We start from the raw sequence: 14576 nt of genomic DNA, 5'->3' as shown, positions 1-14576 counted from the left end.
CCCCCCCCCCCCCCCCCCCCCCCCCCCCCCCCCCCCCCCCCCCCCCCCCCCCCCCCCCCCCCCCCCCCCCCCCCCGCTCCCCGGTCGGAGGGGCGTCAGCCCATTCGAAAGCAGATCAATCGTACCACTTGCCCATCTTCACCTCGACATCCGTGCCCACACGTTTGGCGAAAGCTTCCGGATCCTGGGTGCCGCCGTCCCGGCCGCGGTAGTGGTAGGGATAGACATATGTCGGCGCAAATTCGGACACCGCCGATGCCGCGGCATTCACGTCCATGGTGAAGGGCAGGTTCATGCAGACAAAGGCCAGGTCGATGTCCGACAGCTGCCGCATCTCGGGAATGTCCTCGGTATCGCCCGAGATATAGACCCGGAACTTGTCGAAGTTCAGCACATATCCGTTGTCGCGGCCTTCGGGGTGAAAATTCTTGCGCTCTTCGGTCATGTTGTAGGCCGGGATCGCTTCGATGTTCATCCCGGCAAACTGCGCCATTTCCGCGTTGGCCACAGCCGTTGCCTTGCCCTTCAGGTCATCGGGCAACATGTCAAAGACGGCCGGGTTGGTGATCAGTTGGGTGCTCTCCCCCACCAGGGAGGACAGGGTTTCTGCGTTGTAATGGTCCCCGTGTTCGTGGGTGATCAATACCAGATCCGCGGGCGGGAAATCCGCGTATTGTGCCGCATCGCCCACCGGGTCGACGTAAATCGTGCCCTTGGGCGTCTCCATGACAAAGGAGGCATGGGAGACCGGATGCACGGTGATGGGGCCCGCTTCGGTGTCGAAGGTATCGCCCGCGTGGGCTGCGGCACGCGCGGCATAGGGCAAAAGCGTGACAACCCCGGCTGTCGCAGCGGTGGTGACAAGGAAATGGCGACGTGTCTGTGACATTGTGATCCTCCTTCTGGGTTAGGCAGGAGATAGGCGGCTGCCCCCCTTTGTCAAAACCGGGGGAGCGTAAATTCGGCGTCGCGCGCCTAACGGTCATCCCCCATGTCTGCGGCGTCCCCCATGTCCTCTTCCTCGATATGGGCATGTGCCGCCGCGGTGACCGCCTTGCGGTCTTCTTCGCTCAGGTTCTCGACCTTGCCATCGGCCAGGCGCACGGTCACTTCGCGGTGGGCGAATTTGATGCCTTCGCGTTCGAACAGGGCGCGGATGTCCTCATAGACCTTCTTGCGCACCAGCCATTGATCCCCGGGCTTGGTCATGAACTTGACCCGGATGATCATGGCGCTGTCCTGCATCTCGATCACACCCTGGGATTTCAGGGGCTGGATGAAGTTGTCCCCGATCACCGGGTCATCCAGCAGTTCCTGCCCCAGTTTCTTGATCAGCTTGCGGACCTTTTCCACATCGGTGTCATAGGTCACCCGCAGCGGCAGTTTCATCATCACCCAATCGCGGGAATAATTGGTGATCACCTGCAGTTCACCAAAGGGAATCGTGTGCAGCGCGCCCAGATGATGGCGCAGCTGGAAGGACCGGACGGAGATCTTTTCGACCGTGCCCTTGACCTCGCCCACGTCCAGATACTCGCCCTTGCGAAAGGCGTCGTCGAACAGAAAGAACGCCCCGGCAAAGATGTCGCGCACCAGCGCCTGGGAGCCGAAGCCGATCGCCACCCCGACGATCCCGGCACCGGCAAACAGGGGGCCGACATTGATCCCCAGCTCCATGAGCACGATCAGCAGAAGCGTCACCACCACGAGGATCAGGATGAAGTTGCGAAACAGCGGCAACAGGGTCGCAAGCCGGCTTGCGGAAGACCCGCCGCCCTCATCGCCCAGTTCGACTTCCTTTTCATCCCCGGTTTCCTCGGCGATCTTGTTGTCGATCCAGATCCGGAAGGCGTGATAGACCACGTAACCGACAAAGATGATCACCAGGATGTCGAGAAACCGGTCGGCATAGCTTTCGACCATCTGCGCGCCGTCGTTGTCCCAGATGTAGAAAAACGCATAGGCCCCCGCGACAAAGGCAAGAATGCCGGCAACCCGCCCGGCAAGACCTTCGAAGGTGTTCAGCCGGTGGCGCGGTATCAGCCCCATGCGCGCCTCTTCCTCGGCCACGGCGGCACGGGTATCGGCCAGTTCCTCGCTCAGCCGCGCCGCTTCAACTTCGGAGATTTCGGACTGTGCTTCCAGTGCGGCCGCCAGCTCGGCCTCCTGGGTTTCTTCCTCGGCCAGCTTTTCGTTCATGCGGCGCATCGCGCGGGCGCGGGCGAAACTGCGTTCGATCAGATAGTTGATCACACCGTAAACCACGATGATCGACATCATGATGCCGTAGGCCCCCGCGATCAGCGGAATGGAGGACGGGTTCCCAAGGACCAGATCAGCGGTCAGTTCGAGCCAGGCGAAGATGACGTAAACAATCATCCCCGGCGCCCATGCACGCGACAGGAACCGCACGAGGAAACTGCATTCCTCCAGGGATTTCCCGTTCCGCAAAGCGAGGCTGACTGCGCGGCGGTTGATCAGGACCATCAGGATGTTCATCAGGACGATACCCGCCGACATCATCGCGCTGAGAAAGGCATAGACCTCGTAGTTCAGGCCCAGCTCACCGATCCAGATGCCGAAAAGAATCGCGCAGATGTCCAGGACGGCCAGGATCCATATCCACCTGTGCAGCCGTTTTGCGTCGCGGTCGCTGAAATGCGGGATCCGGTATTGGCTCAGAAAGGGCGAAAGGATCATCCGCCAGATCCCCGCAACCAGGCGGCATGCAAAATAGCCGATATTGATCAGGCTGACGGTAAATTGCATCGCCGTGTCTTCCAGGGTGCCAAAGATCGCGAACCCCAGGATGTATGCCACCAGCATCGAAACCAGGATACCCACGACGCCGACGGCAAAGCGCATGACGAGGAAGGGCATTTTTTCCACATAGCCCTGCGGGTTTTCCATCACGCGGGAGGTAACAAATCCCTTCGCGATCCGTCTGCCAAACACATATCGTTCGAACAGCGACCCGACCGCAAACAGGGCGAGGCACAACAGCAATGTCTTGCCAAAGGCCCAAATGGTGCCATCCGGGCTGGCCGCGCGCAGGATATAGGCGACTTCGTTGAAGGCGGCAGGCAGCAGTAACAGCCGGTCTACAAGGGCGGCCCGGAGCTGCATCGCCCGGTCCTGTGCGGCCATCAGCGGTGATTTCCCCGCCGGCTGCTCTGCCGTGGTTTCCGCAGCCTCGGTGGTGCCCTGGGTCAGCAGGTTGCCCTCGGTGTCGATCACCACCACGCCCACACCATTTTCGGCGGCCTGCCGGATGATCCGGTCGATGTTTTCCTCGCTCGCGGAGGGGGCAGCCTTTTCCTTGCTCAGCAGCGGCCCCAGCCCCTGCGCCTGCGCATCGGGGGCGGCCAGGCAGATCATCAAGGCCATGATGAGAAAGGTAAGATAGCGCATGATGGCCCCCAAATTCAATTTTACTACGCTAAGTCAGGCGACACACCATTGCAATCGCCGCCCCGGTGCGGCAGGGCCTCGGGCCAAATATCAGTGCAGATGTTTTACAAGCCCATATAACTTGTGCCATATCGGAATGCAGGCGCCACGGGCTGCCACACTAGAACCGGAAAGACCGCCCATGATGCACCCTGCCTGCTTCAGCCGCCCAACGCGCAGCCAGACCAGCCAGCGCCCCGTCCAGATGACAGACCCGGTGAACCGGGAAAGCAGTTTCCCAGAACAAGCGGGAAATCGGGCTGCGTCCTGATGCGATCAGGACCGGCACCGCTGCACATGGAACGTATGACCCACACCGTCACGATGGCCCGCAAGGCAACGTCGCACAGGATCATGTTCTACAGTCATGACACCTTCGGGCTGGGCCATTTGCGCCGGTCCCGCGCGCTGGCCACCGCCCTGACAAAGGGCGATGACAAGGCTTCCGCGATCATCCTGACCGGATCGCCCGTCGCAGGGCGATTTACCTTTCCCGAACGGGTCGATCATATCCGCCTGCCGGGCGTCACGAAACTGCCGGACGGGTCTTATGTCAGCCAGACGCTTGGCATGGACATCGACCAGACAACGTCACTGCGGGCGGGGCTGATCCAGACCTCGGTCGAGCAATACCAGCCGGACCTGCTGATCGTGGACAAGGAACCAACCGGCTTTCGCGGCGAACTGCTGCCGACGCTGGAGTGGCTGCATGCCAAGGGGAACATACCCTGCGTCCTTGGACTGCGGGATGTGCTGGACGAACCGGAGGTCATCGGGGCCGAATGGGCACGCAAGGGCGCGATCGAGGCAACAGAGCGGTTTTATGACGAGATCTGGGTCTATGGCGCACGCGATGTCTATGACCCGACCGAGGGGCTTCACCTGTCGGAGGCCGCCCGCGCGCGGTTGCACTGGACCGGCTATCTGCGCCGCACTGTCACTGACGCCTCCGAGGTGCCGGACAGGCCCTATATCCTGATCACCCCCGGTGGCGGCGGCGACGGCGCCACCATGGTGTCGCTGGTTCTTGAAGCCTATGAAAACGACCCCTCCCTGGGGCCGGACGCGGTGCTGGTCTACGGCCCCTTCCTGTCTGGCGAAGTGCGCGCGGCTTTCGACGCACGGGTGGCCAAACTGGGCGGGCGCGTCATCGCGACGGGATTCGACAGCCGGATCGAGGCGCTTTTTGCCCGGGCCGAAGGTGTGATCTGCATGGGCGGCTACAATACCTTTTGCGAGGTGCTCTCCTTTGACAAGCCGGCGGTGATCGTGCCGCGCACCAAACCCCGGCTGGAGCAGTGGATCAGGGCGAGCCGTGCGGAACAGCGCGGGCTGGTGCGGATGCTGGATGAAACCCGCGACGGGATGACCACCGCGTCGATGATCGCGGCCATCCGCAACCTGCCGCGGCAGGGCAAGCCATCGGAAGCCGGGGCAGACGGGCTGCTGGAAGGTCTGGATGTCGTGGTGGCGCGGGCCCGTGCCCTGATGGCCGGGGAGAACAGCAAATGAACGTCGGAAAGCTGGCTGTCGTGGTCAAGGGCTGGCCGCGCCTGTCAGAGACGTTTATCGCGCAGGAACTGGTCGCGCTGGAAGAGGCCGGTCTGCAGTTTGACATCTGGTCGCTGCGGCATCCGACCGATCACAAGACGCATCCGCTGCATGACCGCCTGCAGGCCCAGGTGCGCTATCTGCCGGAATACCTGCGCGATGAACCCGCCCGGGTGGCCCGCGCGATGGGTGCTGCGGCCGACATGCCCGGTTTTGACGCGGCCGCTGCCGCCTATGCTGCCGATCTGAACCGTGACGACACGCCCAACCGCCGCCGCCGCTGGGGGCAGGCCTGCGTGATGGCGCATGAACTGCCGCAGGATGTGGCGGGCCTTTATGCGCATTTTCTGCATACGCCCTCCTCTGTCGCGCGCTATGCAGCCATACTGAGAGGACTGCCATGGTCCTTCTCCGCCCATGCCAAGGACATCTGGACGTCGCCGGATTGGGAATTGCGCGAAAAACTGTCAGGCCGGCATCACGGCGCCGCCTTTGGCGCGACCTGCACCGCCTTTGGTGCGGCGCATCTTCAGGGTCTGGCCGACACGCCCGAGCGGGTCGATCTGGTGTATCACGGGTTGGACCTCGCACGGTTTCCTGCCCCACCAGAGCGGAAACTGCGCAAACCGGGTGACCCGTTCCGGATGATGTCAGTGGGGCGGCTGGTCGAGAAAAAGGGTTTTGACAACCTGATTGACGCGCTGGCCCTCTTGCCTGCCACCCTCGACTGGCACTGGACCCATATCGGCGGCGGGGCGCTGGACGCGCAGATGCGCGCGCGCGCCGAAGCGCATGGGATCAGCGACCGCATCACCTGGCGCGGGGCCTGCGACCAGCCCGAGGTGATCGCGGCGATGCGCGCCGCCGATCTCTTTGTCCTGCCCTCGCGCATCGCGGCGGATGGCGACCGCGACGGCCTGCCAAATGTGCTGATGGAGGCGGCCAGCCAGAAGCTGCCGATCCTCAGCACGCCGGTCTCTGCCATCCCCGAATTCATCGACACCGGTGTGCATGGCGTGCTGAGCGATGACGCACCGGCGACACTGGCCGAGGCCATGGCCGGTTTCGCCGCAGACCCGGTGCGTGCGGCAGCGATGGCCGATGCCGCCCTTGCACGGCTGACCTCGGATTTCCTGATGCAACCGGGGATCGCACATCTGAAAAAGCGCCTTGTGGCAATGCTCGCGCCGGCAAGATGATGCGGCTGGCGTTCTATGCTCCCCTGAAACCGCCTGACCACCCCACGCCCTCCGGTGACCGGGCAATGGCGCGGGGGCTGATGACGGCGCTTGAAAGGACAGGCGCTGAGGTAACCCTTGCCAGCACGCTGCGCAGCAGGGACGGCAGCGGGGACACCGCACTGCAAGCCAGTTTGTTTGCGCAGGCAGAGGAGCAGATCGCGCGCCTGATCCCGCAGGGCCGCCGGGAGCGTTGGCAGGCCTGGGTCAGCTATCACAATTACTACAAGGCCCCCGACCTGATCGGCCCCGCTGTCGCAGGGGCATTGGGCATTCCTTATCTGCAGGTCGAATCCACCCGTGCGCGCAAGCGGCTGGCAGGCCCCTGGGCCGATTTCACAGCCGCTGCAGAATCGGCGGCAGATGCCGCAGCGGTGATTTTCTACGTGACGGCCCGTGACGCCGAAACCCTGCGCCGCGACGCACCGACCGGGCAACACCTGATCCACCTGCGCCCGTTCCTGTGCCGCGACACATTGCCGGATGCCGCAGCTTTGAGTGGTCCGATGCTGAGCGTCGGCATGATGCGCGCGGGGGACAAGCTGGCCTCCTACCGCATCATCACGGAAACCCTGACGCTGCTGGAAGGCGACTGGGCGCTGGAGATCGCAGGCGATGGTCCGGCGCGCGCGGAGGTGGCGGCGCTGATGGCACCTTTTGGTGACAAGGTACGCATTCTCGGTGCGCTGACGGAAGACGCGCTGCAGGGCGCCTATGCCCGCGCATCCCTGCTGTTCTGGCCCGGCGTGAACGAGGCGTTCGGCCTGACCTATCTCGAAGCGCAGGCGGCGGGCCTGCCGGTCGTGGCACAGAACCGTCCCGGCGTCCGCGACGTGCTGGCACCGGGCATATACCCCGCCCCCGGGGCCGGGGCAGCCGCCCTGGCCCATCGGCTGACGGCTTTGCTGGCAAAGCCTGAGCTTCGCCAGGCCGCCGGGGCCGCCGCAAGGGACCACATTGCAGCCCACCACCTGCTGCCCGCCGCGATGCAATGCCTGGGCAGGGGCCTGTTCGCTGCGGGGGTGGCGGCATGAGCCGCCTTGCCCTCTTGCGCCACGGCCACACGGAATGGAACCGCGCGGGCCGCATTCAGGGCCGCACCGACATCCCGCTTGATCCCGAAGCACGGGCGCAACTGGCGCTGCTGTCCTTGCCGCCCCCCTGGGACCGCGCCGCGATCTGGTCCAGCCCCCTGCGCCGCGCGGCAGAAACGGCACAATTGGTCAGTGGCCGCGCCCCGACAACCGACCCGGCCCTGACCGAAATGGACTGGGGCAGCTGGGAGGGGCAAAAACGCCCCGACCTGCATGCCGACCCGGATTGCGACTATCGCCCGATTGAAGACTGGGGCTGGCACTATGCCCCGCCCGGCGGCGAAAGCCCCGCCGAGGTCCGTGCGCGCCTGCTGCCCTGGGCAGAGGCGCTGACGGGAGATGCGGTGGCAGTTTGCCATATCGGCGTGATGCGGGTGCTGCTGGCCCATGCCCATGGCTGGGATTTCGACGGTCCCGCCCCCTTTGCGGTGAAGCGCAACAGGCTCTACATCATCGACATAGACCCCTCCGGCTGGCGCCCCCGCGCCGAGCCGCTGCGCCTGACGGAGACGGCACCATGAAGGTGATGATTGTCGTAACCCACCTGCTGGGCACCGGGCACCTGTCCCGTGCACTGACCCTTGCGCGGGCGTTCCGGCAGGCAGGCCACAGGATCAGCCTGATGTCGGGCGGGATGCCTGCACCGCACCTGCAGGACGCCGATATTCCCCTGCATCAGCTGCCACCAGTGCGCTCTGACGGCGTCGACTTCACCCGTTTGCTGGACATGCAGGGCGATGTGGTGACCGACAGCGCGCTGTCCCGGCGTCAGGCCGCCCTGCTGGATCATTTCCACGCCGAGGCCCCGGATGTGCTGATCACCGAACTCTTTCCCTTTGGCCGCCGCATCCTGCGCAAGGAATTCCGCGCCTTGCTGAGTGCGGCACGCGGGAGCGCCGGCAAGCCGCTGATCTGCGCCTCCATCCGCGACATCCTCGCGCCGCCGTCGAAACCCAGGAAGGCCGCGTTCGCCGATGAGATGATCGACACCTATTATGACGCGGTGCTTGTGCATTCGGATGCGGCGATAACGCCCCTGAGCCTCAGCTGGCCGGTATCTGAGGTGCTGCAACCCAGGCTCAGATACACCGGTTTCGTGGCCCCGCCCCCTGCCCCGGCACATCCCCAAAGTGCCGGCGCGGAAGAGGTGATCGTCAGCGCGGGGGGCGGCGACGTGGGCGCGGAGATTTTCGCCGCCGCGCTGCAAGCCGCCAGACGGGACCCCGACAGGCAATGGCGGCTGCTGCTGGGCGGAGCCAAGGCAGCGGAACGCGGCGCGCAGATGGACGCGCCCGCCAATGTGGTGGTCGAACCCGCGCGTCCGGATTTTCGCCAGATGCTGCACCACGCGGCCGCCTCTGTCTCCATGTGCGGCTATAACACTGCGCTGGATGTCTTGCAGACCGGCTGCCGGGCGGTCTTCATCCCCTTCGATGCGGGCAGCGAGGTGGAACAGGGCATCCGCGCCGAGGCGCTTGCCAAACGCCCCGGCATTGCAGTGGTGCGCAGCGCCGATCTGACGGCAGAGACCCTGCTGCAGGCGCTGCTTGAGGTCACCGCAGGCCCGCGCCCCGCCGCGCTGCATCAGGGGCTGGACGGGGCGACGCGCACGGTCGAGATCGTGTCAGAGATGCAAGGGGCGCGGTCATGAGCACCGATTGGTCCCCCCTGACCGATGAGCTGGCCATCTGGCGGGCCGAGGGCCGGGATTTGCCGCTTTGGTGGCGGGATGACGACGCGACGGAGCCGACGGCAGCGCTGGAGCAACTCCTGCACCTGGCGGAAGCGCTGGAGATGCCGGTCCACCTTGCCGTGATTCCGCAACCTGCCACAGCGGCCCTGGCAAAGGTCATCGGCACCAGCGCCCATGCGACGGCGCTGGTGCATGGATGGGCCCATCTGAACCATGCGCCCGAGGGGCAGAAGAAGGCCGAGTTTGGCCATGCCCGCCCGGATGCGGCCGAACAGGCGCAGGCGGGGCTGGACCGCCTGCGCGGACTTCTTGGGCCAAAGCTGTTCGAGATGTTCGTGCCGCCCTGGAACCGCATCGATCCCGCCCTCATCCCGCGCCTGCCCGATCTGGGCTATCGCGCGCTTTCGACCTATACTCCCCGCCCCGCCCGCGAGGCGGCACCCGGGCTGGTGCAGATCAACACCCATATGGATCCGATCCACTGGCGTGGCGGCGGCGGGCTGGTCGATCCGGACAGCCAGATGACCGCCCTCCTCCGGCACCTGCAGGACCGCCGCAGGGGCCGCGCGGATGCGGCCGAGCCGCTGGGCTTTCTCACGCACCACCTGGTGCATGACCCCGCGATCTGGGACTTTACCCGCGCCTGCCTGTCGACCCTGCTTGCGGGCGGCGCCAGACCTGTGAACCTCATCTCCCTGAAAGGACCCCTGCCATGAGCCGTCTTGAATCCATGCGCCGCCGCCTGACCGCCCAGATCGACGGCATCAACTGGGCCGCAGGGCAGATCGAAGGGCTGGAGGGCGATGTGCTGGAACTGGGTCTGGGCAACGGGCGCACCTATGATCACCTGCGCGAAGTCCTGCCCGGTCGGCGCATCTGGGTGATCGACCGCGAGATGAACGCCCATCCCTCCTGCGTGCCCCCGGCGGAGAATTTCCTGCAAGGGGATGCCGACCGGATGCTGATGCAGATGGCCCGGAGCGGGACAAAGCTGGCGCTGGTGCATTACGAGCTGGGCATCGGCGTGGCCGAGAAGGACGCCGCCAAAAGCCGCGCCATGAGCCCCCTGATCGCGCCGCTGATGGTGCCGGGCGGGCTGGTCATCTCGCAGGATCCGCTTGAGGGGTTCGACCGCATCGCGGGGCCGGAGACGGTGGCAGGGGACAGATACCTGTTTTACCGGGTCTAACGCTTTTTCACGAATTCCGTCAGGATCACGATGCGCTGCCCCTCGACCCGGCCTTCGATATGGGCGGGGTTGTCGGGCACCAGCGAGATTCGATGGACGGCCGTGCCACGCTTGGCGGTAAAGCCCGCGCCCTTCACGTTCAGATCCTTGATCAGCACCACGGTGTCACCGGTGGCAAGCGGCACGCCGTTGCTGTCCTTGTGATCCGACCCCTGCGGCACGTTATCGGCCCATGCGCGGGTCTCGTCATCAAGGTAAAGCTGTTCGGCGAGGTCACGCGCCCAGTCCGTATCCAGCCGCTTGAGGATGCGCGCGGCCAGAACCTGCAGCGCCGGGTCCTCTGACCACATGGTGGAGGCCAGCGGGCGGAAATGATCGGGCGGCGTGTCCGGGTCCGCACAGGCGGCGCAGATCTCGACGGAGGCACCATCGGGGCCGCCGGGGACAGGCGTTTCGATGAGCGGGGTGTTTTCGGTGGTGCAGAGCGGACATGTCATGGGGATGGAGTAAGTTTCGCCGGTCGGGGGTGCAATTGAATTGTGTCATTGAAGGGGACCACCGCGCCCGTGAGACGGAAATAGTTCAAGGATGTTCAGTCTGAAGCGTCTGCTCTGTTGCGAATATATGTCGCAATACGATGGTCCATACTTTCCACGAAATAATCAGCGAAGATATCGCGGATCAAATTAGTACTGATGGATTGCGCTACTCGTTCAAAATTTATTGGATTTTTCGACAGTGCCTCACAACCAAGAACTCGATTATCATGACAGACGATGCAGAAAGTCGCAAAACTTGAAGTATACTCACCAAATCCAGTATCAAAGAAATGATCGGGCCATTTCAATTCGCAGGTATCGGGTTGTTCAATTTTGGAATATTTGGCGTGAAACGTTTTGAGCCGAGTGAGCGTTACATTCGCGTCGTCGGGAATTGGAAATCTCATTCCATTCATGTCAGTACGAGCAACGATTGTTTGTTGCCCCGAAAAATGAGGCCTTGCTGCATATAAAAGGTCAATGTCCCCTTCAGGGCCATGATTGTACAAAGACACGACTGTATAAGGTACTTTCTCAAACCCTTCATTGGTCGCAAAACAAAGTTCATACCATCCGCCCGTTGCGTACATGGTAAAGTCCCTGACGACACCTTCTGAAACGAGGAAGTTTTGGATCAAGGTGCAAAGCCCATGCCCGAAATCCTGATCTTGTGCCGGTATTTTTTCATTTTGTCGCTCAAATCGTTCAAAGTCAGGCAAATAGGTTTCGATTAAATCTTGATAATTCTTTCCCGACCCACCAACAATTACCAGTCTGCCCTTTGAGAATTCTAACGTCTCGCATCCGTAGGACTCAAAACTGCAGTGACCTTCGCAGCTACGCGCAACGATCATAGTAAGCCTTTTTAGGTAGAAGGGATCCAACTGAGCTTTGACTAATCCAACAAGTTCAGGCGCGCTGTGTTCGGGGTTATTGCTATTCAGTTCGAACAACAATTCGACCGCTTTCTCAGCAGCCAAAAGACTTCCTGACCATGCAAATGCTAGTGTCTGAGAAATAAAGAATAGCTTGCTGTGCAAACCAACGGTTTCGCGTTGATCAGATTTTGGGCGAGGGAACGGCAGAGTTAGAGGTTCATGAGACTGGTCCTCACTTCCCTCTTTCGTAATCAGACTATCACACAAAAATGCCATCTTGAATTGATTGGCAGTCTGCTGGAAGTGGAGAGAAATAAAGGTCATTCTCTGGAAGTACTAGTCAAATCAACTATCCATCTTCAACGCTGATATGAAAGCCTCTTGCGGAATATCCACCTTGCCAAACTGCCGCATCTTCTTCTTGCCGGCCTTCTGCTTCTCCAGCAGCTTCTTCTTCCGGGTCGCGTCCCCACCGTAACACTTGGCTGTCACGTCCTTGCGCATGGCACTCAGCGTCTCGCGGGCGATGACCTTGCCGCCAATCGCCGCCTGGATCGGGATCTTGAACATGTGGCGCGGGATCAGGTCTTTCAGCTTTTCGACCATGGCGCGGCCCCGTGTCTCTGCCCGGTCGCGGTGGACCATGGTGGACAGCGCATCGACAGGTTCGTCATTCACCAGGATCTGCATCTTGACCAATGCGTCCTGGCGGTAGCCGATCATCGCGTAGTCAAAGCTCGCATAGCCCTTGGTCACCGATTTCAGCCGGTCGTAGAAGTCGAACACCACCTCGTTCAGCGGCAGGTCATAGACCACCATCGCGCGCGACCCGGCATAGGTCAGGTCCATCTGGATGCCCCGGCGGTCCTGGCAGAGTTTCAGCACGTCGCCAAGGTATTCGTCCGGCACCAGGATCGTCGCCTTGATGCGCGGCTCCTCGATGTGGTCGACATAGGTGAGATCGGGCATGTCGGCAGGGTTGTGCAACTGATCGACCTGACCGTCCTTCATATGGATGTTATAGATGACCGAAGGCGCGGTGGTGATCAGGTCGATGTCATATTCACGCTCGATCCGGTCGCGGATGACCTCAAGGTGCAGCAGCCCCAGAAACCCGCAGCGGAAGCCGAAGCCCAAAGCCGCACTGGTTTCCATTTCGAAGCTGAAGGAGGCGTCGTTGAGCGCGAGTTTCTCGATGCTGTCGCGCAGGTCTTCGAAGTCATTGGCATCCACCGGGAAGAGGCCGCAGAAGACAACCGGTTGCGCAGGTTTGAAACCCGGCAGCGCCTTGTCGGTGCCTTTCTTCTCATGCGTGATCGTATCGCCGACACGGGTGTCGCGCACCTGTTTGATCGAAGCGGTCAGGAACCCGATTTCGCCCGGTCCCAGCACGTCGATCTCCGTCATCACCGGGCGGAAGACACCGATGCGGTCGACGTGATGAACCGATCCGTTCTGCATCATCTTGATGCGGTCGCCCTTTTTCAACTGACCGTCCATGATGCGGACGAGGACGATGACGCCGAGATAGCTGTCGTACCAGCTGTCCACCAGCATCGCCTTCAGGGGCGCATCCAGCGTGCCCTTGGGCGCGGGCAGATGGTGCACGATGGCTTCCAGCGTCTCATGGATGCCCTGCCCGGTCTTGGCCGAGACGCGGATCGCGCCCGAGGCGTCGATGCCGATCACATCCTCGATCTGTTCGGCCACGCGGTCGCACTCGCTGGCCGGCAGGTCGATCTTGTTGAGGATCGGCACGATCTCGTGGTCCGCGTCGATGGCGTGATAGACGTTGGCGAGAGTCTGCGCCTCGACTCCCTGGGTGCTGTCGACAACCAGCAGCGATCCTTCGACCGCGCGCATGGAGCGTGACACCTCATAGGCGAAGTCGACGTGGCCGGGCGTGTCGATCAGGTTGAGGACGTAATCCTCGCCATTGTCGGCGGTATAGTTGATCCGCACGGTCTGGGCCTTGATGGTGATGCCCCGTTCGCGTTCGATGTCCATGCTGTCGAGCATCTGCGCCTTCATGTCGCGCAGGGAGACGGTATTCGTCTCCTGGATGAGCCGGTCGGCGAGCGTGGATTTCCCGTGGTCGATATGCGCGACGATGGAGAAATTGCGGATGTGTGAAAGCGGTGTCATGTATGGGGATATGGCGCAGCGCGGGGCAAGCGTCAATTGGTCAAAACACAGCGTAACAGGTTCATCCGGACGGGTCAGATGCGGCTGCAACGGCCGCGCTTCATGGCCAACGCGGCTTGCGACGGCAATTTTCCCGAATTTGCCATGCAAACCCTTCAGCGGGGTCCGAGCCGCACCGGTGGAACGGCGCGCAATCAAACGTGAATTGCCCCGCCATCCCGATTCAGGCATACTGCGCAGCAGAGCAAATAGGGACCATCAAGGGGCAAACCCCACGGTCCGGGCAGAGGGCAGTTATGATGATGCGTATCGGTGTGGCGCTTGTCGCCGTTTTGGGGCTGGCCGCCTGTGGGGGTGGCAGCAGGTATTCCAGCAGCAAAGCAACGGGTTACGGTGGCGGCTATTCACCCGCGCCGGTGGTTGTTCCCTTTGCAAGCGGACCCATTCAGAAGGCCTGCCAGGCAGACGGACGCAAGGAGGCTTCCAGAACCCGCTGCGGCTGCGTGCAGGCGGTGGCGGACCAGTCGCTTTCCGCCGCGGACCAGCGCCGGGGGGCCAAGATGTTCCGCGACCCCCATCAGCTGCAGGAAATCCGCCAGTCGGACAATGCCAACAATGAACGCTTCTGGAAGGCCTGGAAAGAATTCGGCCAGAACGCCGCGGCGATCTGCGCCCAGACCTGACCTCACCGGAAGGCGAAATTTTTACAGCTTTTCGGGATAGGCTTGAAACATCCAACATCACTTTTCGCGTTCGACCGAAGGGAGAGGCAGCGAACAAGTGATTCAGGTATATCCCG

Annotated in this window: 13 protein-coding genes; 8 read left to right on the top strand and 5 right to left on the bottom strand. The window is 62.5% G+C overall.

The genetic code is table 11. From position 1 onward, the window contains the following. Positions 1-115: 115 nt before the first annotated feature. Together O4H53_RS25285 and O4H53_RS25280 are read right to left on the bottom strand one after the other, a co-directional pair. A complete protein-coding gene (locus O4H53_RS25285) occupies positions 116-889 on the bottom strand; it encodes an MBL fold metallo-hydrolase (protein WP_269367695.1) in 774 nt (257 codons plus the stop codon). An 86-nt stretch (positions 890-975) separates the two neighbouring features. After that, positions 976-3411, bottom strand: a complete 2436-nt coding sequence (locus O4H53_RS25280) for a mechanosensitive ion channel family protein (protein WP_269367694.1) — start codon at positions 3409-3411, stop codon at positions 976-978. Positions 3412-3747: 336 nt separating this feature from the next. Between O4H53_RS25280 and O4H53_RS25275 the strand changes: the two genes are divergently transcribed. Genes O4H53_RS25275 through O4H53_RS25245 form a run of 7 tightly spaced genes read left to right on the top strand, consistent with a single transcriptional unit; the run spans position 3748 to position 10215 of the window. Then, positions 3748-4962, top strand: coding sequence for a glycosyltransferase family protein (locus tag O4H53_RS25275; RefSeq protein ID WP_269367693.1), 1215 nt, complete (start codon positions 3748-3750; stop codon positions 4960-4962). Further along, positions 4959-6200: a glycosyltransferase family 4 protein gene (locus tag O4H53_RS25270; RefSeq protein ID WP_269367692.1), complete on the top strand. Its 1242-nt coding sequence runs from the start codon at positions 4959-4961 to the stop codon at positions 6198-6200. Before O4H53_RS25275 ends, O4H53_RS25270 begins: the two co-directional genes overlap by 4 nt. Further along, the gene (locus O4H53_RS25265) at positions 6197-7273 is read left to right on the top strand and encodes a glycosyltransferase family 4 protein (protein WP_269367691.1); all 1077 of its coding nucleotides are present in this window, start codon (positions 6197-6199) and stop codon (positions 7271-7273) included. The genes O4H53_RS25270 and O4H53_RS25265 overlap by 4 nt, the downstream gene beginning before the upstream one ends. Further along, complete coding sequence (locus tag O4H53_RS25260; protein ID WP_269367690.1) at positions 7270-7854, top strand: histidine phosphatase family protein; 585 nt, start codon at positions 7270-7272, stop codon at positions 7852-7854. Before O4H53_RS25265 ends, O4H53_RS25260 begins: the two co-directional genes overlap by 4 nt. Next, positions 7851-8984 carry a glycosyltransferase family protein gene (locus O4H53_RS25255; protein ID WP_269367689.1) on the top strand — a complete coding sequence of 378 codons (1134 nt, stop codon included), beginning with the start codon at positions 7851-7853 and terminating at the stop codon, positions 8982-8984. Before O4H53_RS25260 ends, O4H53_RS25255 begins: the two co-directional genes overlap by 4 nt. Further along, complete coding sequence (locus O4H53_RS25250; RefSeq protein WP_269367688.1) at positions 8981-9742, top strand: polysaccharide deacetylase family protein; 762 nt, start codon at positions 8981-8983, stop codon at positions 9740-9742. Before O4H53_RS25255 ends, O4H53_RS25250 begins: the two co-directional genes overlap by 4 nt. Continuing rightward, complete coding sequence (locus O4H53_RS25245; RefSeq protein ID WP_269367687.1) at positions 9739-10215, top strand: class I SAM-dependent methyltransferase; 477 nt, start codon at positions 9739-9741, stop codon at positions 10213-10215. The genes O4H53_RS25250 and O4H53_RS25245 overlap by 4 nt, the downstream gene beginning before the upstream one ends. On the opposite strand, the gene O4H53_RS25240 is transcribed toward O4H53_RS25245, so the two are convergent. From O4H53_RS25240 to lepA, 3 genes are all read right to left on the bottom strand, one after another. After that, a complete protein-coding gene (locus O4H53_RS25240) occupies positions 10212-10712 on the bottom strand; it encodes an alkylphosphonate utilization protein (protein WP_269367686.1) in 501 nt (166 codons plus the stop codon). The two genes, O4H53_RS25245 and O4H53_RS25240, sit on opposite strands and share 4 nt — an antisense overlap. 95 nt (positions 10713-10807) lie before the next feature. Continuing rightward, the gene (locus tag O4H53_RS25235) at positions 10808-11956 is read right to left on the bottom strand and encodes a hypothetical protein (protein ID WP_269367685.1); all 1149 of its coding nucleotides are present in this window, start codon (positions 11954-11956) and stop codon (positions 10808-10810) included. Positions 11957-11977: 21 nt separating this feature from the next. Further along, the gene (gene lepA / locus O4H53_RS25230) at positions 11978-13777 is read right to left on the bottom strand and encodes a translation elongation factor 4 (protein ID WP_269367684.1); all 1800 of its coding nucleotides are present in this window, start codon (positions 13775-13777) and stop codon (positions 11978-11980) included. Positions 13778-14076: 299 nt separating this feature from the next. Between lepA and O4H53_RS25225 the strand changes: the two genes are divergently transcribed. Beyond that, positions 14077-14460 carry a hypothetical protein gene (locus O4H53_RS25225; RefSeq protein ID WP_269367683.1) on the top strand — a complete coding sequence of 128 codons (384 nt, stop codon included), beginning with the start codon at positions 14077-14079 and terminating at the stop codon, positions 14458-14460. Positions 14461-14576 lie beyond the last annotated feature (116 nt).

This window comes from Sulfitobacter sp. G21635-S1 (genome assembly GCF_027213915.1).
In the GTDB taxonomy this organism is placed as follows: domain Bacteria; phylum Pseudomonadota; class Alphaproteobacteria; order Rhodobacterales; family Rhodobacteraceae; genus Sulfitobacter.
This window is presented reverse-complemented; position numbering and strand designations above follow the sequence as displayed.